Source organism: Erythrobacter aurantius, from assembly GCF_023823125.1.
GTDB lineage: Bacteria > Pseudomonadota > Alphaproteobacteria > Sphingomonadales > Sphingomonadaceae > Erythrobacter > Erythrobacter aurantius.
Genome location: NZ_CP090949.1, coordinates 2,962,432 through 2,984,391, shown reverse-complemented (window position 1 = coordinate 2,984,391; position 21,960 = coordinate 2,962,432). Strand labels below are relative to the sequence as shown.

The 21,960-nt window shown below is 61.2% G+C and carries 13 protein-coding genes; 5 read left to right on the top strand and 8 right to left on the bottom strand.

The window, feature by feature from the left end; genetic code table 11:
* Window positions 1-111 precede the first annotated feature (111 nt).
* Genes L1K66_RS14280 through L1K66_RS14270 form a run of 3 tightly spaced genes read right to left on the bottom strand, consistent with a single transcriptional unit; the run spans window position 112 to window position 3,343 of the window.
* The gene (locus L1K66_RS14280; protein WP_252258462.1) at window positions 112-1,332 is read right to left on the bottom strand and encodes an NHL repeat-containing protein; all 1,221 of its coding nucleotides are present in this window, start codon (window positions 1,330-1,332) and stop codon (window positions 112-114) included.
* Between the two features lie 24 nt (window positions 1,333-1,356).
* Window positions 1,357-2,490 carry a pyridoxal phosphate-dependent aminotransferase gene (locus tag L1K66_RS14275; protein ID WP_252258461.1) on the bottom strand — a complete coding sequence of 378 codons (1,134 nt, stop codon included), beginning with the start codon at window positions 2,488-2,490 and terminating at the stop codon, window positions 1,357-1,359.
* Window positions 2,491-2,521: 31 nt separating this feature from the next.
* Window positions 2,522-3,343 (bottom strand): sulfite exporter TauE/SafE family protein, encoded by an 822-nt coding sequence (locus L1K66_RS14270; protein ID WP_407931954.1) that lies wholly within the window; start codon window positions 3,341-3,343, stop codon window positions 2,522-2,524.
* Window positions 3,344-3,747: 404 nt separating this feature from the next.
* Here L1K66_RS14270 and L1K66_RS14265 point away from each other — a divergent pair, with 404 nt between their 5' ends.
* Genes L1K66_RS14265 through L1K66_RS14250 form a run of 4 tightly spaced genes read left to right on the top strand, consistent with a single transcriptional unit; the run spans window position 3,748 to window position 13,299 of the window.
* Window positions 3,748-5,136 carry a cytochrome c family protein gene (locus L1K66_RS14265; RefSeq protein WP_252258459.1) on the top strand — a complete coding sequence of 463 codons (1,389 nt, stop codon included), beginning with the start codon at window positions 3,748-3,750 and terminating at the stop codon, window positions 5,134-5,136.
* Window positions 5,137-5,138: 2 nt separating this feature from the next.
* A complete protein-coding gene (locus tag L1K66_RS14260) occupies window positions 5,139-7,085 on the top strand; it encodes a heme-binding protein (protein ID WP_252258458.1) in 1,947 nt (648 codons plus the stop codon).
* A 2-nt stretch (window positions 7,086-7,087) separates the two neighbouring features.
* Window positions 7,088-9,001, top strand: coding sequence for a hypothetical protein (locus tag L1K66_RS14255; protein WP_252258457.1), 1,914 nt, complete (start codon window positions 7,088-7,090; stop codon window positions 8,999-9,001).
* A complete protein-coding gene (locus L1K66_RS14250; RefSeq protein WP_252258456.1) occupies window positions 9,001-13,299 on the top strand; it encodes a multiheme c-type cytochrome in 4,299 nt (1,432 codons plus the stop codon). The genes L1K66_RS14255 and L1K66_RS14250 overlap by 1 nt, the downstream gene beginning before the upstream one ends.
* A gap of 85 nt (window positions 13,300-13,384) precedes the next feature.
* Here the strand turns inward: L1K66_RS14250 and L1K66_RS14245 are convergent, their stop codons facing one another.
* From L1K66_RS14245 to L1K66_RS14230, 4 genes are read right to left on the bottom strand one after another with little or no spacing between them, the layout of a single operon-like run.
* Window positions 13,385-14,266, bottom strand: coding sequence for a metallophosphoesterase (locus L1K66_RS14245; RefSeq protein WP_252258455.1), 882 nt, complete (start codon window positions 14,264-14,266; stop codon window positions 13,385-13,387).
* Between the two features lie 2 nt (window positions 14,267-14,268).
* Entirely contained in the window at window positions 14,269-16,056 is a 1,788-nt protein-coding gene (locus L1K66_RS14240; RefSeq protein WP_252258454.1) for a cytochrome c3 family protein, read from the bottom strand.
* 11 nt (window positions 16,057-16,067) lie between these two features.
* On the bottom strand, window positions 16,068-16,928 hold the full coding sequence (locus tag L1K66_RS14235) for a hypothetical protein (RefSeq protein ID WP_252258453.1): 861 nt from the start codon (window positions 16,926-16,928) through the stop codon (window positions 16,068-16,070).
* Window positions 16,928-19,372: a cyclic nucleotide-binding domain-containing protein gene (locus L1K66_RS14230; RefSeq protein WP_256471460.1), complete on the bottom strand. Its 2,445-nt coding sequence runs from the start codon at window positions 19,370-19,372 to the stop codon at window positions 16,928-16,930. The genes L1K66_RS14235 and L1K66_RS14230 overlap by 1 nt, the downstream gene beginning before the upstream one ends.
* Before the next feature lie 107 nt (window positions 19,373-19,479).
* On the opposite strand from L1K66_RS14230, the gene L1K66_RS14225 reads away from it, so the two are divergent.
* Window positions 19,480-20,448: a tetratricopeptide repeat protein gene (locus L1K66_RS14225; protein ID WP_252258452.1), complete on the top strand. Its 969-nt coding sequence runs from the start codon at window positions 19,480-19,482 to the stop codon at window positions 20,446-20,448.
* Window positions 20,449-20,523: 75 nt separating this feature from the next.
* On the opposite strand, the gene gdhA is transcribed toward L1K66_RS14225, so the two are convergent.
* Window positions 20,524-21,876, bottom strand: coding sequence for an NADP-specific glutamate dehydrogenase (gdhA, locus tag L1K66_RS14220; RefSeq protein ID WP_252258451.1), 1,353 nt, complete (start codon window positions 21,874-21,876; stop codon window positions 20,524-20,526).
* Between the last annotated feature and the right edge of the window lie 84 nt (window positions 21,877-21,960).

The following is a 21,960-nucleotide window of genomic DNA, read 5'->3' as shown; positions in this document are numbered from 1 at the left end:
CACAGACCCGGTAGGCTCAGGAGAGGGTGCGGGCAGGGCATCAGCGGCAATTCCCGCAGCGCGCCCGCCCACAATGTTTTTACAGTTGGCTGATTGAAGGCAAGCCAGCCGTTACTGCGTCATACCTTGCAGCACGAAACGTTGCACCCGGCGTCCGGTGTTCACTTCGGTGGTGTAGACATTGCCTTCGCTGTCGACATCGACGCTATGCAGCCAGATGAACTGGCCGGGATAGCGCCCGTTGCGGCCGAACCATCCGACAACGCCGTGCGTTTCACGCAGCAGGATCCACACCCGCCCGTTCATCATGTCGGCGATGTAGACATATTTGCCGTCCGGGCTGAAGGCGACGTCCGATGCTGTGCGGGTGCCGCCGGTTTCGGCTGCGATCACGATGTCCTGCACGAATTCGATGCCGTCATCGGTTTCGCGGAATACCTGCACCCGGTTGTTGCGGCGGTCGCAGACATAAACGGTGTTGTCCGGGCCGCGCACGACGCAGTGGACGATGTCGCCGAAGCTCCTGCTTTCGGGATTGGCCCCGCCGTCGCCGGTGCTGGTGGCCTGGCTCTGATCGAACGGCTCGTCCCGCGTGCCTCCGTCGGGGTCCTCGCCATAGGCGCCCCACAGCTGGAGGAAGCTTTCGTCCTCGCTCGAAAATTCGATGATCCGCTTGTTGATATAGCCGTCCGCGATCAGCACGCTGTCGCCATTGGCGGCGATATCGGCGGGGTTGCCGAGATATTGCTCGCTCGAATTGCCGTCGGTGGTCTGTCTGCGGCCGATCTGGCGGATGAATTCCCCGTCAGCGGTGAAGTTGAGCACGACGTGATCGCCATTGCCGTTGCCTCCGATCCACACCGTGTTGTCGGCATCGACATAAAGCCCGTGGACATTGGCGGGCCATTGTTCGTCGCCTTCCTCCACGGCGTTGCGCCCGCTGCCGGTAACGGTGCTTTCGCCCGGTGCCAGCGCCGGTCCGCCCCAGCTGCGAAGGAGATTGCCCTCGCGATCGAATTGCAGCACGTGCGGCGGTGCCTTGCAGCAGGCGACCGTGATCGGCGGGTCCCGGTCAAGCCCGGTTTCGGTTGCGTCTAGCGAATTGGGGCGAGTCAGAATCCAGATCGTGTCGTCCTGCGCCACGGCAAGTCCGGGGATCTGGCCCAGGATCATGTCATCGGGCAGTTTGGGCCAGCTGGTGTCGACCCTGAACTGCGGCATCGGCACATCGCTGGCTATGTGTTCGCTTTCCACATCAACGAGTGTATCCGCCAGAGCTGCGGCGGGAGCGCAGGCAGCAACGCCGGCCAGCAAAAGGGACATGAAACGCATTTCGGGATCTCTCTCTTCCTTGGGTTACGCGCGTAGCGACTCGATAACTTGCGGGAGCGCCTCTGCATAGCGGGCAACATCTTCCAGCTTTCCGGTGCTGACCCGCGAATATCGCGTCCAAGGGCCATAGGCGCCCCGGATAAGGATGCCGCGCTCGCGCATGGCGGCTTGCACCGCATCGGCATCGGGCACTTCGACATAAACGAAATTGGTTTGCGAGGGCAGGGCAGTCAGCCCCGCTTCCTTCACTGCGGCCATGATCATCTCGCGCCCTTCGATCACCATCGCACGCGAACGATCGAGAAATTCGGTGTCGTCAAAGCTCGCCATCGCCGCGGCGACTCCGGATACATTGCCGCCAAAGCTCATCAGATAACCACGGATGCGATCAGCGTTTTCCTCACTGGTGATGGCATAGCCAACCCGCATTCCTGCCATTCCGTAGATCTTGGAGAAGGTGCGGCAAACGATCACATCTGCTCCCTCCCGAACGAGGTCGATCATCGTGTTGTTGGCGGGATCGTCGGTGAGTTCGTTATAGGCTTCGTCAACCAGCAGCGTCGCCGTGTTCTTGATCGCCTTGGAAAACGCCCGCAGGTCCGCCGCAGGGATCAGCACGCCGGTAGGGTTGTTGGGATTGCAAATCTGGATCAGTGATACTTCGTCTGTCAGCGCCGCCCGCATCGCAGCCAGATCGACATTCATGTCCGCTGTCAGCGCGACACGGATCGATTTCACACCCTGCCGCTCACCGTAAACGACCGTTGTATCCCAGAACAGGTCGGGACAAAGGATCGCTCCTTCACGCCCCCAGGCGAGCGCGATGGCGCAAAGGATTTCGGTTGAGCCGCTGCCCACCACCACCTGTTCCGAACGGACGTTGTGCCTTGCGGCAATCATGTCCTGCAAATGCCGCAGGCCGCGATCGGCATAGTAGCACCCGAATGATGCCGAGCGCCTGATCGCTCGGATGGCGGAGGGGGCGGGACCATAGGGGTTTTCGTTCCGGCTCAGCAGTGCCTGCCCCGGCATTGGGCCGAAATCCGGAGCAACCGGGCCGGGGATGATGGTCGCGCTTGCTGCAGATCCTGCGAGGCCTGCCCCGATTCCGGTGCCTATTCCGGCTCCGGCGAGGAAAGTTCGGCGATTGGTCTGCATGGCGTTCGCTCCTTTCGAAAACTTGGGCTGATCAGAACTTGGCGATCATCGTGGCTCCGACGACAATGAGATACACGCCGAACACCCGGCGCAGCACGGCCGGGGGAAGCCGGTGCGCCGCCGCGACGCCGAGCGGGGCGAAAATGACGGATGTGATCACAATGGCGACGGCTGCGGGCAGGTTGACGAAGCCGATGGAGCCCCAGGGCAGCCCGCCTTCGCCAAGGCCGATCAGCATGAAACCGATTGTGCCGGGGATGGCTATGATCGCGCCCATGCCTGCCGCCGTTCCGATCGCGCGGTGGATGGGGGCACCACATACGGTCATCGTCAGCGTGGTCAGAGTTCCGCCGCCGATACCGAGCAGCGCCGAAAACGCGCCCAGCGTGCCTGCCATGCCGACCCGGGGCAGGCCCGTGGGCATGGCTGCGAACAGCGGCGCGCCCTTGCGCTCGGGGAGCAGGAAATAGATGGCGAAGACAAAAACACCGATCCCGAAGATCAGGGCCAATTGCGCCCCCGATACATATCCGGCAACCAGCGTGCCTAGTGCCGTGCCGATAACCACCCAGACGGCCCAACTGCGCAGTACATCGAAATCGACGGCGGCACGCTTGGCATGGCTTTGGGTCGAACGGATCGAAGTGAAAATGATTGTCGCCAGCGAGGTCCCTACGGCGACATGCGCCGTCTGATCGGGCGCGACGCCAAGCAGCGGGAGCAGCACGACGAGAGCCGGGACGACCACAAAGCCGCCTCCTATGCCGAAAAGCCCCCCTGCAAATCCCGCACCCGCGCCCGCCAGCAGTAGCGCGGCAACGGCAAAGGTCAGGGAATGAAGATCACCCACCAATTGAACATACCCTTGCACCCGGATTCGCCAAGCGAAATGTTGCAATGCGATATCGCGCTGCACCAATATGATGATGCAGGAATGCACGAAGCGGCAATCCGATCCTGTCCGCTGGCAATCAGTGGCACGCGCAATGGATTCTGCCGACAATTCGGGATTTTCAGCGGATTGGAGGTTGCAACTCGCACGCAAGCTTGTGACAAGGGTGGGCGGGGATAGCGTGTCACCAGCAGAATCGGCGTTGAAGATGCTGCTGTCTGGCGGGACTGTACAAGCCTCGATCTGGCGGGATCGCTAATTAAGGTGCGATCCGCAGTTCGCGGCGTCGGCTTTTGGCAAGTGATGCAACACTTGCGCGGGGCTGAAAAATTGGCAAAGTTAGCGCATCTCGTGGGGGGCTAGAGATGACAGTATCAGGGCCGAAGCGGGGATTTCTCAATCCCTTTGACCGGATCGGTTCCGGTTTCTTCCGCATTGTCGCGGTAGGTGCGCTTGCAGCGGGCTTTCCCGCAGCCATCGCCTATGGCAACGGCACGTTCGAAGGCGTGGCAAGCTGCGCCGGTTCCACCTGCCATGGCCGCGCGGAAGGCAATGGCGCAGTTGTCCGTCAGGATGAAATCGCAAGCTGGCAGGAGCCCTCCTCCCCCAGCGGCGCGCACAGCCGGGCCTATGCCGTGCTCGCAGGACGGCGCGGTCAGCAAATTGCCAGCAGCCTTGGTCTTGGGCCTGCCACTCAGGCAACCGAGTGCCTCGGCTGCCATGCGACCTTTGCCCCTAGCGCGCAGCGTGGCCCGCGCTTCCAGCTCAGCGACGGGGTGGGGTGCGAGAGCTGCCACGGTGCGGCTGAAGGCTGGCTGGCCTCGCACTATGCCCGCCCGGCGACTCATGCTTCGAATGTCGCAGACGGGCTGACCCCGCTGGAGAACCCGCAGGTTCGCGCCAATGTCTGCCTTGATTGTCATTTCGGTTCGACCAAGCCGGGGCAGTTCGTCACGCATGAAATGATGGCCGCAGGCCATCCGCGCGTGTCGTTCGAGCTCGACCTGTTCAGCGCGCTCCAGCAGCATCACGACATCGACGGCGATTACGCCTCACGGAAGGGCAAGCCGAATGCCGTGCGCTTCTGGGCGGTGGGTCAGGCCGAAGCCGTGCGGCGCCAGACCAGCCTGTTCGCGCAGCCGCGCTTCTCTATGGAAGGCGCGTTTCCGCAGTTTTATTTCTTCGACTGCCATTCGTGTCACCGCGAAATTCAGGACTCTGACAATCGCCGCCTGACGTTTGAAACCAATCCGGAACGCCCGATCGCATTCGGAAATCCGCCGTTCAACGATGAAAACATCATCATGCTGTCGGCTGTAGCCGGGGCGCTGGTTCCGGCTCAGGCCGATGCGTTCAAGGCCGCGAGCCGCGACTTCCACAAATCGATGGCAGGCGGCGGCAATCCGCGCGAAGCTGCGCAGGCGCTGTCGCAGCGTGCAGGGGCATTGTCCAACGCGCTCAGCCAGCGGGCCTATATCGATGCGGACGCTTTCCGCGTGATCGAGATCATCGGCGGTTCGGCTACGCGTCCGCGCTTCACCGACTACACCGGATCGGTGCAGGCGGTGATGGCGATCGACACGCTGCTCAACGGGCTTGTTTCCAATGGCCGCGTCACGGCCGGGGCGGCTGCGGGTATCCGCGCCGACATCAACAAGGCCTATGCTGCGGTTGAAGAGCCCAACGCTTACAAGCCGGCTGATTTCCGCACCGCGCTTGCCTCTGCCACCACCGCCATTCGCAGGTTGCAATAGACATGGCCGGGGGGTGGAGAATCCTAGTCGGAGCGCCGCTGCTCGTACTGGCGGCTTGTGGTGGAGGCGATTCCACGCCTTCGGGCGGGGGGTCGGGCAATGTCCCGCCGCCTTCTCCGCCGCCGCCACCGCCAACCGGCCAACTCTATTCCATTCCGGCGGCTGAAAGCCTTTCGGTCGCCGATGTCCAGAAAGTGATCGCGCAGGCCGCGGCGCAGGCCAATTCGCAAGGGGCTCCGGCGGTCATTTCCGTCGTCGACCGGGTAGGTAATGTGCTGGCGGTGTTCCGGATGCCGGGCGCTCCAGCCAGTGCCTCGATTCCCGATGCGCCCAACGGCCAGAATATCGACATCCAGGGGCTAGATGTGCCGGCAGAGGCCGCCGCCATCGCCAAGGCCATCACCGGCGCCTATCTTTCGAGTGGTGGCAACGCTTTCTCCAGCCGTGTCGCTTCGCAGATCGTGCAGCAGCATTTTCCGCCCGCGCCGACGACTGTCGGCCTTGAAAGCGGCCCGCTGTTCGGTGTGCAGTTCAGCCAGCTGCCCTGTTCCGACCTGTCCTCGCGTTTCAGCGACGGCATGATCGGCCCACAGCGTTCGCCGCTGGGCCTTGCGGCTGACCCGGGCGGCTTCCCGCTGTACAAGAACGGCGTGGTCGTCGGCGGCGTCGGGGTGATGTCCGACGGTGTCTACGGCTTTGACCCCAATGTCCTCGACGTGGATATCGATGCGGATGAGATGATCGCGCTTGCCGGGACAGTCGGCTTCGAAGCGCCCGTCGATATTCGTGGCGACAGGATTTCAGCGGACGGGACGACATTCCGCTATACCGATGCCACCTACAACGGGCTGTCGAATGTTTCCGGGGCGAGCTTTGCCGGGACAGCAGGGACGCTGGTGCAGGTGCGCGGATATACCAACGGTACCATCCGTGCAGGTGCAGCCTATGGCACCGAAACGTCGGGTATCCGTCCCTCGCGCGCGACGGAATTCTCCATCGCCGATGCCTTTGTCCTGAGCGATGGCGCGGGCAACAATCGTTACCCAGTACGCGGCGGTACCGATGCTGCGGATATCGCGCAGCCGATCACGCAGGCAGAGGCCGCGATCATCCTCGAAGAAGCCTTCACAGTGATGAGCCGGGCGCGCGCGCAGATCCGCAAGCCGCTCGACAGCCGCGCGCAGGTGACGATCAGCCTTGTCGATACGCGCGGGCGTATCCTTGGCATCGTGCGTTCACCCGATGCGCCGATTTTCGGCACCGACGTGTCTTTGCAAAAGGCGCGCACGGCAAACTTCTTCTCCTCGGCGGTGGCGGCCAGCGAATTGCAGGCGGCGAGCGGCGAAGTGCCCCTGTTCGTGCAGCGCGTTCGCACTTTCCTGGGTGATCCCAATGCCCTGACCGGCGGATTTGCCTTTGCTGATCGTTCGGGCGGCAATTTGTCGCGGCCCTATTTCCCCGATGGCGAAGTCGGCACGCCGCACGGCCCGCTTTCCCGCCCGATCGAGCAGTTCAATCCCTTCTCCACCGGGCTGCAATCGGCGCTGGTGGTTTCCAACCTGGCCCGGCACCTTGGTTTCGTGACCGGGGCGGTGGCGGATGACACGCCGCGCAATTGCACCGGGCTTCCCAATATCGCAGGGGCCGGGACGCGGCTGGACAATGGCATCCAGATCTTCCCCGGTTCGGTTCCGGTCTATCGCGGCGGCCAGCTTGTCGGTGGTATCGGCGTGTCGGGCGACGGGATCGATCAGGACGACATGATCAGCTTCCTTGGCCTGCACAATGCCGGGGTGCGTTCGGGCAGCATCAACAACGCGCCGAAGGATATCCGCGCGGATCGGATCGTCGTGCAGGTCGGCAGCCGTCAGGTCAGGCTGCGGTATATCAATTGCCCATTCGCGCCTTTCCTCGACGATCCGGCGTCAAACGTGTGTGAGGGGCTGTAGTCATGGCGCTCTCGCTCATCCCGCTCGTGGTGCTTGCCCAACCCTTTGCAGCGCCAGAGGCTGCGCCCGCTCCGGCGCCAACGCCTCCTCCGGCCGAGCAATCGGAAGAGCAGGTTGAGGAACCCGCGGAAGGCCTGAACCAGACGGCCAAGACCGAACCGGAGCCGCTTGATCGCGACATCATCGAAGGGCGCGAACGGCCCGGTTTCAATTCGGAATTACCGGTCGAGATAACGCAGGAAAATCAGGGCGCGGTGCGAGCGCCTCCTCCACAGGCGTTCTCTCCCGATCAGGTGCCGCTCCCCGATCGCTGGCGTCTGATCGATGCGGTGACCGATATCGAAGGCAATCCGGTGATCCGGGAAAGCCTGCTCGATCCCTATAACCAGAACACCTACAAGGGCGACCGCCCGATCAACCCGGACAAGGTTCCGTGGCTGCCGATCAAGGGTGATGACTGGTTTTTCGTTCTCAACGCGATCAGCGACACCGTTTACGAACCGCGTACATTCCCGATCCCTGTCGGTATCCAGACCACGCAGGACCCCGATCGGCTCGATGTGTTCGGCAACGACTTCTCCACGGTCTTGTCGCAGACCTTCATCGTCGGCGCCGCGCTGCTGAAAGGCAGCACCGCGTACAAGCCGCCCAGCATCGAATACCGCGTGACGCTGGCCTACAACATCAACTACGTCGACGTGCCAGAACGCCGCGTGCTGTTTGTGGAGCCGTCGAAGGGCACCGATCGCCTCGATCATTTCCTTGGCGTGCAGGAAGCCTTCGTCGATTACCACTTCACGCCGCAGGATACCGACCGGTTCGACTTCATCTCGATCCGCGCCGGCATTCAGCCGTTCCAGGCTGATTTCCGCGGCTTCCTGTTCAACGATCAGCAGCTGGGCGTGCGGCTGTTCGGCAATCGCGACAACAATCGCTTCCAGTTCAATCTGGCCGCGTTCTGGCGTCTTGAGAAAGACACCAACAGCGGCCTCAATTCCGTGGTGCAAAGCCCGCGCGATGATCTGGTCTTCATCGCCAATGTCTATCGTCAGGACTTCCTGATCCCGGCGCTGACCAGCCAGTTTACGCTTGCCTACAATCGCAACCGCGAAGGCAATGATATCGAGATCGACGACAACGGCTTCCCCGTGCGCCCGGCGCTTCTGGGCGATTTGCGCGGGCGCGACTATGATGTGTTCTACCTAGGCTACAACGTTGACGGGCGCATCGGGCGGATCAACATCACCGGCAGCGCCTATTGGGCGCTGGGCGAGGATCGCAACAACTTCTTCACCGGAGAACCGGCGGACATCAACGCGCAGTTCGCGGCAGCCGAAGTCAGCTATGACCGTGACTGGATGCGCTTCCGCCTGTCGGGCCTGTATCAAAGCGGTGACAGCGATCCTTACGACAACGAAGAAAACGGCTTTGACGCCATCTTTGAAAACCCGGTGTTTGCGGGCGCCGACACGTCCTACTGGATCCGTCAGACGATCCCGTTTGCAGGTGGTGGCCGCGCGGTATCGGTGAACGGTCGCAACGGCATTCTCAACAACCTGCGCTCTTCCAAGGAGCAGGGGCAATCGAACTTCAACAACCCCGGCCTGTGGCTGGTCGGGGTAGGGGCCGATTTCGACCTGACGCCGGAAGTCCGCGTCAGCGCCAATGCCAACCACCTGTGGTTCGAAGACACATCCTCGATTGAAAATCTGAGGGTAGAAGGATCGATCCCGGATGACATCGGATACGACCTGTCGGCGTCGGCCATCTGGCGACCCAAGGCTAACCAGAACATCGTTTTTCGCCTGTCGGCCGCCACGCTGATTTCCGGCGATGGTTTCAAGGACCTGTTCGACAATCTGGGCAATCAGGATGAGTTCTACTCGATCCTCGCAAACGTGACGTTGACCTACTGATGGCTGCAAACCCGATCTCGACCCGCAACGGCCGCTTCTCATACGCTCAGGCGCTTCTAGCAGTCGCTGTGCTGCTTTTGGGGCTGTCCGTGTTCCAGTCCGAAACACAAGCCGCTGACAAAGAAGTGGCGGTCTATCGCGATTACAGCCTGGTAACAGCGCCGCCTGCGCCCGCACGCCAGTCTCAGGCGGAAATGGATGCGAAATCAGAAGGTTGCTACACTTGTCACCTTCAAACCGACGCGCCAACGATGCACGAAACACCAGCGGTACGGCTGGGTTGCACCGACTGCCACGGCGGCAATGCGAGCGTGCGCGGCAATTCCGATCTGCCGCAGGATCACCCCGAATACGTCGCCGCCCGCGACGCTGCTCATGTCCTGCCGAAATACCCGGACAGCTGGCATTTCCCGTCCTCGGCGAACCCTGAACGCTCCTATGCGCTGCTCAACAAGGAAGCGCCTGAATTCATCAAGTTCGTGAACCCGTCGGACTACCGCGTCGCTCGCGAAGCCTGTGGTGCGTGCCACATCCAGTCGATCGAGGCTGCCGAACGATCAATCATGGCAACCGGCGCAATGCTGTGGGGCGGGGCGACCTACAACAACGGAATTCTGCCGTTCAAGAACTACATACTCGGCGAAGCCTACACCCGCAGCGGTGATCCGGCGACGATCAGCGGCATTGCCAATGTCATCTCCTCGCCCGGAGATGGCGAGGAAGGCGCGCTTTCCGATGAACAGAAGGCACGCGGCGTGCTTTCGACGCTGTATCCGCTGCCGACTTGGCACGTGATCCCGCCCGCCGACGTCTTCCGCGTGTTCGAACGTGGCGGACGCACGATCAACTCGCAGTTCCCGGAAATCGGTCTGCCAAGCCCGACAGGCCAGATCCAGCGGCTTGAGGAACCCGGTCGTCCTGATCTGAAGCAGTCGAACCGCGGTCCCGGTACCGGCCTGCGCGTCGCGATCCCGGCGCTCAACATCCACAAGACCCGCCTGAACGATCCCTTCACTTGGTTCATGGGGACGAATGATCAGCCCGGCGACTACCGCCATTCGGGCTGTGCTTCGTGTCACGTCGTTTACGCGAACGATCGCGAGCCGCGGCATTCGTCAATCTATGCCCAATACGGTCGCGACGGCCAGACGATCACCGTCGATCCGACGATCAACAGCCAAATGGAAGAAGACCACGGCTATGACGGGCACGGATCGGGCAAGCTTAACAGCGGCATGGGACACGGCGGGCTGAAGCAGCCGGGCGAACACTATGACGATCACAACGGTGATGGTCATGACGAGGCTCCGGTGCGCGAGAAGGGGCACCCGCTCCAGCACGTATTCACCCGCTCGATCCCGACATCGCAGTGCATGAATTGCCACATGCACCAGCCCAATATCTTCCTGAACTCCTACCTCGGTTACACGATGTGGGATTACGAGAGCGACGCGCCGTTCATGTGGTCCGGGCCGGAAAACCGCACACCGCGACCGCACGGGATGAGCGATGAGGATTACGAGGCGTTCTACAAGGAACAACGCTTCCCGACGGCTGAGGAAGTGCGCGCGATCCTTGATCGCAACCCCGAGGGTGCATCACCGCGCGGCATGTGGGGCGATCTCGACTTCCTGCGCAACGTCTATGATCTGAACCCCTATCTCGAACACACCCAGTTTGCCGATTATCACGGCCACGGGTGGAACTTCCGCGCGATCTTCAAGCGGGATCGTGACGGCAACATGCTTGATGCCGAAGGCAACATCCTGCGCCCCGGCAATCCCGAAACCGACAGCGCACAGGAATTCGCCTATCACGAAAACCGCTGGCGTCAGCGCTGGCGCCGTGATGGCGAAGGCAAGTTTGTCGAACCCGGCACCAATCCGGGCGAAGCGGTGCACATGATGAGCATCCACGCCGAAGTCGGGATGCAGTGCGTCGATTGCCATTTCGAGCAGGACACCCACGGAAACGGTCTGATCTATGGCGAAGTCGCCAATGCGATCGAGATCGGGTGCAAGGATTGCCACGGCACAGCCGATGCCTATCCGACCCTGCGCACCAGCGGGCCGGCCGCACCGCCTGAAGGCCACAACCTCGCCCTGCTGCGTAATCCCGATGGTCAACGTCGTTTCGAATGGGTCGAGAATGAAGAGGGCCGCCGTGTCCTGATCCAGCGTTCGCTGGTCGATCCCTCGCTTCAGTGGGAAGTCAGCCTGGTCAAGGACTCGGTTGATCCGTCGACCCCAGTTTTCAACGCCAAGGCTGCCCGTTCCAAGCTGATGAGCCGCTATGGCGCGGAAACGGGCCGTTTCGAATTCGGCACGGGCATCGAGGCGGGCGACCGCGCGCACCGCGACGAGGAAATGGCCTGCTTCACCTGCCATCTTTCTTGGACGACCAGCTGCGGCGGGTGTCACTTGCCGATCGAAGCGAACTGGAAGACCAAGTCGCACCGCTACGAAGGCGGGTCGACCCGTAACTTCGCAACCTACAACCCTCAGGTTGCCCGCGATCAGATGTTCCAGCTGGGCATTCACCAGACGACCAAGGGCAATCAGACCGCACCGGTCCGTTCGTCCTCGGCGCTGGTTCTGTCCTCGACCAACATCAACCGCGAACGCATCTATGTGCAGCAGCCGCCGATCTCAGCGATTGGCTTCTCGTCACAGGCTTTCGCTCCGCACTTCCCGCATACCGTGCGTCTGACGGAGACAAAGACCTGCACCGATTGCCACCTGTCCGAAGAAGAGGACAACAACGCAATCATGGCGCAGCTGCTGCTGCTGGGTACCAATTACGTGAACTTTGTCGGGATGCATGCCTTCACCGGTCTGGAAGGCGGGCTGACCGCGATCCGCGTCACGGAATATGACGAACCGCAAGCTGTCATCGGCTCTTACCTGCACCGTTATGCCTATCCGGATTACTGGCGGATGCACGTTGAAGACAACGGGCGCGAGCTGAAGAACTGGGTCCGTGGCCAGGCGTTTGATGAAGACTTCTCGGGTGAAACCAAGCCGTTCGAGGAATTCGTCAACCCGCACGAACGGACGCGGGATCGGGTCGGATGCTTGCAATTGCGCGGCGAATATCTGTTCGTGGCCGAAGGCAAGGGCGGCTTCCGTGCCTATGACGTTGCCTCGATTGCGAACAAGGGAATTTCGGAGCGGATCATCACCGCGCCGTTCTCCCCGCTGGGCCACGACACTCATGTGAAGACACGCAATGCGACCTGCATGGCGCTGGCCACCAACCAGCCGATCGCGCCGCAACGTAACACTCCGCAGATGCGCGAAGTGAACCAGGAGCAGCCGTTCCTGCCGATCTACAACTATGCCGCAGTCACTGACGCTGAAGAGGGACTGATCCTCGTCGATGTGAACACGCTGGCAGATGGCGAATTCCGCAACAACTTCTTCGAGCGGATGGAATACGCCGACGGTTCGGATGCGTGGAACCCGGATGGGGTTCTGAACGGGGCGACCCATATCCATCTGGCTGGCGAGATTGCCTATATCACCGCCCGTCGCGGTCTGGTGGTGGTTGATCTTTCCGATCCGAAAGCGCCCAAGCTGGCGGCGGTACGGGAGTTGACCGGAGCGAAGGCCAGCGCGATCCAGTTCCGTTACCTATGGGTCAGCGATGCCGAGGGCGTGAAGCTGTTCGATGTGACCAATCTGCGCAATCCGGTTGCCGTGCCTGAGGCGACATTCCCGCTGGCCGATGCCCGGCGGATATATGTCTCGCGCACCTACGCCTATGTCGCTGCAAAGGGTGACGGGCTGGTCATTCTCGACGTGAAGTACCCCCGCGCACCGCGCCTCCATCAAAAGGTGACGCTGGGCGGGACGCTTAATGATGCCGAGGACGTGATCGTCGCCTCCACCAATGCCTCGCTGTTCGCCTATGTGGCCGACGGCCGCAACGGCATGAAGGTGCTGCAACTGACCAGCCCTGACAGCCAGCGCAACTTCTATGGCTTCAGCCCGGCGCCTGTGCCGGAGCTCATCGCCTGGACCAAGACGCCGACGCCCGCAATCGCCCTATCCAAGGGGCTGGATCGGGATCGTGCGGTGGACGAAACCGGCGGCCAGATCGCCGTGTTCGGGCGCCTAGGCTCGCGGCCATTTACCCGTGAGGAAATGGAGCAGCTGTTCATGACCCGCTCCGGTGTGCCATGGCGCGTAAGTGACGAGGTCAACATGGATCGGTGGGTAGGCCGTGAAATAGGCCCATTGCGGCGCAATGCCGATATGGATGCCAGGCCGGAAGATACGGCGTTGGGCGGAGACTGATCCGCCCACGCCGCCTTCCGTCGCACGGTTGGCAAATCAGAAAACTGTCGTGAAATCCGCCGTTGAGCAGTTGGCCGCCGCGGCTCTACCCGCGTTCGGCCAGCAGGCCCCGCATCATCGGCTTTAGGTGTTCCTCGAACCGGGCAAGCGTCTGCCAATGGCCGACAGGCTGGAAGTGGGAAACCAGCGTTCCGTCCTTCCACAGGTGCAGGCTGTAAAACGGCGGTTCGGCAGCGACGATTGGGCGGCTGTCTGCCACTTCCGCGTCGAGCGGTCGCAGATCGAGTGACACCGCAGGCGCTACAGCTGGGGTCACGCTCAGGGGAATGCCTTCCACTACGGAATGGAGCGGGCGATGCAGATGGCCTGCCTGAATGGCGACAATCTGCTTGTGCCCCTTCACTGTGTCATGAAACCGGGTGAACCACTCCTCTGACGGCTTGGGGTCCATCCATTCAATCCCGGCGACCACAGGCGGGTGATGCATGAACAGCATCGTCGGCGTGTCAGGATGGGCTTCCAGTTCGCGGGTTAGCCAGGCTGCGCGTGTTTCGCAAAAGGCGCCGCCATGCCGTCCGGGCTCGAACGAATCCAAGCACAGTATGCGCAACCGATCGCTCCCTTCGCCGCATTCCAGTGCGTATTGTGCATATCCATCCGCAGTCGGGCATTCCGGGAAAGCGCGCAGCAGTTCATCGCGATTGTCGTGATTGCCGGGAAGCACGTGCACGGGGAAGGGGCATTCCTGCACAAGATCCCGGATGCGATGATAGCATTCCGGCTGCCCGCCATTGGTCAGATCGCCCGAGAGGATCAGCATGTCCGGCAGAATGGGCTGGCTCATCAAATGGCCAAGCACATTGCGAAACCGCACGAAGTTGAATTCGTTTTCGCCCGCTTCCGGTTCGAATCCGACATGCGTGTCAGTGATCTGCGCGATCAGGACGCCGATGCTATCATTCTTCATAATCAGCGTCTTAGACTACTCAGGATCGCAGCGACACTATCACTGCCGCCATTTCCGGGCAATTTCGGATGATCCTCCGGCCGCCACGGCATCGTCGGCGTGTGATACCCATGGCACATGGCGCAGCTTGATGGGACGATTTCTTCGGTCTTTACCGCCGTTTCGCCAAGGTGGCAGTCGCGGCAGCTTTCAAGATCGGGGATCAGCAGATCTGTCGCTTCCTTCGAAGTGTCCGTTGCGTGGCAATCGCTGCATTCCGCCACGTCGTCGCCATGCTCCTTGTGATTGAAGAAGCCCCGCATCAGGAACCGATCAGGCAGATTGACCGGGGTGAGATCGCGGCGCCCGTTCGTCATTGTCGGAATGTGGCATTCACCGCACACGCCGGTTGGCTCAAGCGCGCGGTTGATCGAGATATAGGCGCTCATCGGGCGGCCGAAATTCGAATAATAGGTGCCGCCGCGCGCGAATTGTCCGGGACGATCGCGCCCTGTGACGATCGACCCGCGCGAACCGCGACCCATGGTGGCAAGATCTTCCATCAGATCGTCCACGTCGCCATGGCGCAAGTTTCTGAAGTTGGGGCCGGCACGGTCGAAGACCAGGCTGTGACAGGCCTCGCAGGAATCTTCCATCTCAACCGGAGCAAATCCCACACCGTCTTCCTCTTCGGCATGGCAGTCGCTGCATTCCAGCGGCGCGCCATATTGCGGCAGGCTGATCGCCATGCGCGCGGCTCCTCCCGTTTCCGAAACGTGGATATCATGCGGGAATATGAGGCCGCTCATTTCCTTGGGATTCTTGTCGAGCGAAACCCGCTTGGGGTTCTTGTCGAAATGCGCGGTGAAGAATTGCGGGCGGAACTGCGGGTGCTTCTTTCCGAAGTCCGAGGCATTGCCAAACGCCACATCGGTCAACCGCGTATCGAGATCATTGTGGCAATCGGCGCAGAACTTCTCGTCGGATGCCTCAAGCTTCACAGGGCCTTCGTGCTCGGAATGGCAAGAGACACAACCCAGCGGCCCTTCCTTGCCAAGGCTCTCGGCAATCGACCACTGGATTGCATCACCGGTGCTGAGCGGTGCCATGCCCTCCTTAAGGCGCGGCATCTTGGCATGATCGCCCAGCTCTTCATGGCAAGTCAGGCAGGTTTCATCCTGAACCGAAACAAACGGCGTGACGTGGCAGGCCTCGCAATTCCCTTCGAGTTCATGGTGCGCCATGCTCAGTTCGCCGGCGCTCCAGGCTGCATCAAACAGAACCTGGCCTTCAGTGATATTCTCCGGATCATTCTCCACCGGCGTCCGGGTGAGGTGGGTAAAGATCGGTACGCTCAACAGCAGTACGAGAATTGCGAGCGAAAACACCCATGCCATCGCCCGCTTGCTCGGCAATGCGCTGGCGAGTGCAAAGTTCTGCAGCGCGTCGCCAGCGCCTTCGTCCTTTTCGACCTGCTTGATGACGATCTGAACCGGGCCGTCACCGTCTCTTGAAATCGCGAGCCGCGATGAGCCGAGCGACAGTTCGGCACCGATGTTTGGATCAACATCGGCACCCATCGTCGAACGTCCGTCAATGCCGAATTCGAGCCCGCCGACAGCCTCGATCTTCAGCATGCCGCCGCCCGCATCGCTGATGCGGACATGGCGCTGTTCGACTGCGAGATCGGGCAGGTGAATGTCGTTTTCGGCAGCACGGCCGATATTGACGGCCGCAGCATCCACGGTTCGGTCGCGCACGATTTCGCGTCCGGATGCGGTGAAGTCGATGGTTCGGATCAGGAATGCCATGGCGCTTGCCCTCACCAGTAATAAAATACGCTCACGACATGCGCGAGCAGTGCGGCGAGCAGGGCTATGGTCGCCGGAATATGGATGAACAGCCAGACTTCGAGGAGCGCCCGAATGCGAAGGTGGCGGCGGATCTGGCCGAGTTGTTCAGCGCGTTTGGTCAACAGCGTGTGCACCCGTTCTTCGGCCGCCGATGCGGTGCCGATGCCCTTTAGCGCCTTGTTGGTCTTGCAACCGGGGTACGCCCCCGTCAGCCGGGCCAGCGCGCCGCCGTAAAACACATCCTGACCAAGCGCGGAGATGACTAGGTCTGACTGCTCGCGTCCCAGTGGCTGCGCCGCGCTTTCAAGCTGGCGATCAAGCGCCGTGAGCGCTTCTAGCATTTGCGCGCGCGTCATTTCCTTGCGGTTCGACGAGAGCGAGGCGGGCAGGGTCGCGTAGACGATGACGCCATATATGCCCGTGATGATGACAAGCAGCATCAGGAAATAGGCAAGGGTGTGAACGTTCCAGCCGATCTGGAAACCGGTATGCAGCGTACCGACGACAATCAGCGCAAGGCCCAGATAGACATGCGCGCTCGTCCATGCCTTGAGGCTCCATGCCCCGGTGGTGATCTTGCGCTTGCGTACACCGAGCAACGACAGCCACACGATCAGCAACAGTCCGATCGTGCCGAGGGTATAACCGTACCAGCTGCCGCCATTGGGACGCGGTTCCTGATCGATCAGGGCATAGCCGAGCCCGCTGACGATCGAGAGCAGCAATGCAATCCACAGGTACCGGTATTTCTTGTGCTTCAGGAAGCTGACATGGTCGGCGTTCCGACGGGCCTCATCCTGTTTGAAACGGTTGTTGGGGACGCTTGCCATTATTCAACGTCCTCCGTCAGCTTGGTGAATGTCAGGAACTTGTCAGGCGAAACGCGGATCGCAGCGCCCGTCGGGCAGGCGCGCACGCAAGCGGGCCCGCCGTCAATGCCGGAGCACATGTCGCATTTGATCGCCTGCTTTGGCGTTTCAGGGTCGCCGTGCTCCTTGCGCCACTTGTAGGACGCCTCACCCGGTCCTGGACCCTTGCCGAAGAAAAGCCAGGACAGCAGCGACGGCTTCTTCGGTGGCTTCGGATCCATGCGGATCACGCCGTATGGGCAATTGCGCTGGCAATTGCCGCAGCCGATGCAGGTGTCGTCGATGACTACTTCGCCATCCGGCCCGCGCTTGATCGCGTTCGGCGGGCAATCGGCCATGCAATGCGGGTGTTCGCAGTGGCGGCAGGATGTCGGCACGTGCAGATGCGCGTAGGTGCGCCCGGCTTCGCGATCGAGCCGCGACAGGCCTTCGTGCGCGTCAGCGCAAGCCTTTTCGCAATTGTCGCAACCGATGCACAGCTTCTCGTCTATCAGAAGGACGTCGGTCGCCTCGCCCAGACCTTCATCGACGAGGAATTGCGCGGTTTCTGAATAGAGATCCACGACGCTGGAAAATTCGTCCTTGCGGCTTTCGATAAATGCATTGGTCTTGCGCCTTCCGGCCATCTCCTTGAGCGCCTTTTCGCGCAACGCCGGATTGTTATCGAGCAGTTCGACGAATTTGTCGCCGGGAAGCCGGATGGCCTCGGCCTTGATGGCTGCCTTCACCGTTGCCGTGCGCAGCGAACCGTCGATCGCCGCCATTTCCCCGACATAGCTGCCCGCCGGCAGGTACGACAGGAACACAGATCTGCCGCCAAGGTCCTTTTCGACGATCATCGATCCGCGTCGGATGATGTAGACTTCCTTGTCGTCATCGCCTTCCTTGATCAGCACTTCGCCGGCGCGCAGTTGCTTGATCTCAGCGGCTTCGACGAGAGGGGCGATGTCTTTCGGAGTAAGGCCAGAGCCAAAGATTTGCAGCAATTGCCGCTCGATCGCGATCCGATTCACAGCGTCTGCAGCCTCGGGTGAGGACGCGATCAGTTTCAGGGCCGCGTTGCGGGCGAGTTCAACGGCGACAACCGGTTCGGCGGCACGGACCGTCGAGCCGCGCCGACGGCCCGAGATCAGGCCGACTTCGCCAAATATCGAGCCCTGTTCGATCGGCACCGTGATCGAGGGGTCATTCGGATTGATTTCGACCGCAACCGACCCTTGAGCGATGGTGAAGAGCGAGGAGCCCGGTTCGTTCCGGCGGAAGATAATGTCACCCGGATTGTAAGCGTGCACCGTGGAATCTAGCATCAATTCGCGCAGCTGCAGCGGGGAAAGACCCCTGAACACCGAAATGTTGCTGCCGAATACCTCCAGCCAATGCTCGACCGAATGATTGCCGGGCAGCGGAGCGAACTTGTCACGCAGGATCGGCTCGTCCGCGGGCTTGAGATCCGAGTTCCCGTTGAGGAATTCGATCACGTCATAGCCCTGGTTCATGCAGTGCTTGATCAACGGATACCCGGCCAACGCGCCGATGACGTGAATGCCCGGCTTGGTCGTTTCGAACACTGGCGACAGCTTGGGGAATGCACCCCGGTCTGGTCCGGTGAATTCGATTCCCATCGCCTCGACAAAACCCCGTGGCGGCTGAGAGCCCGTGCGTGCGATGATCCGGTTGCACGGGATGGTTTCCTGCCCGTCGCGTGTGTCCAGCACCAGTTCGCCATCGCGAACTTCTGCCGGCGTCGTCGAAAGCATGACGTTGATCCGGCCATTCGCCTGCGCTTCCATCAATAGCGCGACGTTCGGACCCTTGGCGCGGGAAAGATCGTCCGTCCGGTTCAGGATGGTGACGATGTTTCCTTGCTTTTCGTCAGCGGCAAGACCCAGAGCGTTTTCGATCCCGGCATCGCCCGCGCCAACGACGGTGATATGCTCGTCAAAATATTCGCCGGGGTCATCGAGCTGATACTGGATCATCGGGTGATCCGCGCCGGGGCAACGCAGCTTGTTCGGGTTGCCTTGTGTCCCGATTGCCAGGATGATTGCTTCTGCCCGCACGGTTTCGCCGCTCTTCAGGCGCAGCGAGAAATTCCCTTTCTCGCCTTCGACCGCGGTGACTTCCGCATTGTATTTCACATTGACTTTCAGTCCGGCGGTCTGTTCGTCCCAGATGCCGAGGATCGTCTCGCGCTTTCCGGCGTCGAAATCCATGTCGCTGCGCAGCACCAGATTGGACGGCGTCGCCATGACGTGCTTGCCCTTCTGGTACTTGAAAATCGTATCCGAGAGATGGTCTGTCTTTTCGAGCAAGACATGCGGCATGCCGAGCGCTGCCGCACGGCCTGCAGCACTCATTCCGGCCGGGCCGGAGCCAACGATGGCGACTTTATACAAGTCCGACAATCTATCCCCCCCTTCGGATAGATTTCACACACCCCCACCATAGGGAAAGTGTTTCCCATTGCCAGAGAGAATTGCTGTTTTCTGCACGGGTTGCTAGTGAAAATCTCATGGGATCAGGTGCAAATAATTCGATTCAGTCGTCGCCCGAGGGCAAATCCAGCTCCAAGGCAGGTTGGATTTTACTTGGCGCGGCGGCGGTGCTCGCTGTCGGTTCGATCGGTTTCAATATCTATGGTTCGGGAGGGAGCGACGAGGAAGCCGAAGTTGCGGCTGATTCCGGCCCTTCGATTGAGGACCTGCGCAAGGCTGCCGAGAATTCGAGCGATGATGCCCGCCCGTGGGCCGACCTTGCTTATGCCTATTTCGAACGTGGTGAATTCGGCGATGCGGCAGAGGCCTATGAACGCGCGGTAGCGATTGACGATAGCGAAGCCGTCCTGTGGTCCGCATTGGGGGAATCGCTGGTCTATGCGAGCGAGCGTGATCCGCTTCCGGCGCGCGCGCTGGATGCTTTCAAGAAAGCTCTCGAACTCGATTCGCAGGATCCGCGCGCCAGGTATTTTCTCGCCGTGCGACAAGACCTTGATGGCGATCACGACGGGGCGATCAGTTCGTGGCTCTCGCTCCTGTCCGATTCGCCTCCGGGCGCACCCTGGGAAGGTGATCTGGTCCGCACTATCCAGCAGGTCGGAGCAATCAACGATATCGACATCGAGGAACGGCTCGCCACGGTAATGGAAGCACGGGTCCCGCAGGTCATGATCCCCGGTTCGGGAAGCGCGGCAGGTGAAGCCGCCTCGCCGAACGTCCGTGGCCCGACGGCACAGCAAATGGCTGATGCCAGCCGGATGACGCCGGGTGAGCAGGAGAACATGGTGGCCGGTATGGTCGCGGGGCTGGAAGAACGGTTGAAGAGCGAACCCAAGAATCTCGATGGTTGGGTCATGCTGATGCGCAGCCGGATGACGCTTGGCGAACCGGGTAAGGCGCGCCGTGCGCTTGAATCGGCGATTGCCGCCAATCCGTCGCAGGAAGCCGAATTGCGTCGTCAGGCGGAACTGCTCGGTATTCGCTAGGCTTCGGCACTAGCGCAAAGAAAAAGGGCGGCCCGATCAGGCCGCCCTTTCTGTTTCTTGCGACAGCGTACCTTGTCAGACCACGCCGAAGGCCAGCATCGCATCGGCCACTTTCTTGAAGCCGGCGATATTGGCACCTTTGACGTAGTTCACGTGGCCGTTGCCCTCGTCGCCGAATTCGACGCACTTGCCGTGGATGCCTTCCATCAGGTCGGTCAGCATCTCGCCGAGGCGGCCATGGTTCCAGCTGATGCGCTCCGAGTTCTGGCTCATTTCAAGGCCCGATACCGCGACGCCGCCGGCGTTTGCGGCCTTGCCCGGCGCGTACATCACCTTGGCATCGTGGAAGACGTGCACGCCTTCGAGCGTGGTCGGCATGTTGGCGCCTTCGGACACGGCCTTCACGCCGTTCGCCACCAGGGTCTTGGCCTCTTCCTCGTTCAGCTCGTTCTGCGTGGCGCAGGGCAGCGCGAGATCGGCAGCCACGCCCCACGGACGCCCTTCGTGGAAGGTCGCGCCCTTGAACTCGTCACAATACTCGCTGATGCGGCCGCGCTTGACGTTCTTCAGGTGTTTGACCCAATTGATCTTTTCCTGATCAATGCCGTCGGGATCATGGATGTAGCCGCCCGAATCCGACAGGGTCAGAACCTTGCCGCCCAGCTGGGTAATCTTCTCCGCGGCATGGGTGGCGACATTGCCCGAACCCGAAATGACTGCGGTGTGGCCTTCGACGTCCATGCCCTTGTGCTTCAACATGTTCTGCAGGAAGTACACCGCACCATAGCCGGTTGCCTCAGGGCGCATGGCCGATCCGCCATATTCGATGCCCTTGCCGGTAAGCACGCCTTCCCAGCGGTTCACGATCCGCTTGTACTGGCCGAACATGTAACCGATTTCGCGAGCACCGACGCCAATGTCGCCAGCGGGCACGTCGGTGTCAGGGCCGATGTGGCGGTAAAGTTCGGTCATGAAGCTCTGGCAGAACCGCATCACTTCGGCGTCTGACTTGCCTTTGGGATTGAAGTTCGCGCCGCCTTTGCCGCCGCCCATGGGCAGGCCGGTGAGTGAGTTCTTGAACGTCTGCTCAAACGCGAGGAACTTCAGCGTCCCTTCGGTCACGCTCGGGTGGAAACGGATCCCGCCCTTGTACGGACCGATTGCGTTGTTGCACTGGACGCGCCAGCCGCGCTGCACGCGAATGTTGTGATTGTCGTCTTCCCAGCACACGCGGAACGAGACGACACGGTCTGGCTCTGCAATGCGACGCAGGATTTGCGCTTCGTGATATTCGACCTTGTCGGCCATGAAATCGAAGATGTCCTGAGACACCTCCTGCACTGCCTGCACAAATTCAGGCTGGCCCGGATTGCGCTTTTTCACGCCTTCCATGAACTGTTCGAAATTTACGTGATCGGAAACGGCCATTTTGATTTCCCCCCATAGAAACAACGCGACCAGGACATGTTTTCGTTTGTGATGCCCTGTATCCTCGCAAAGGCGGCGAGGCGC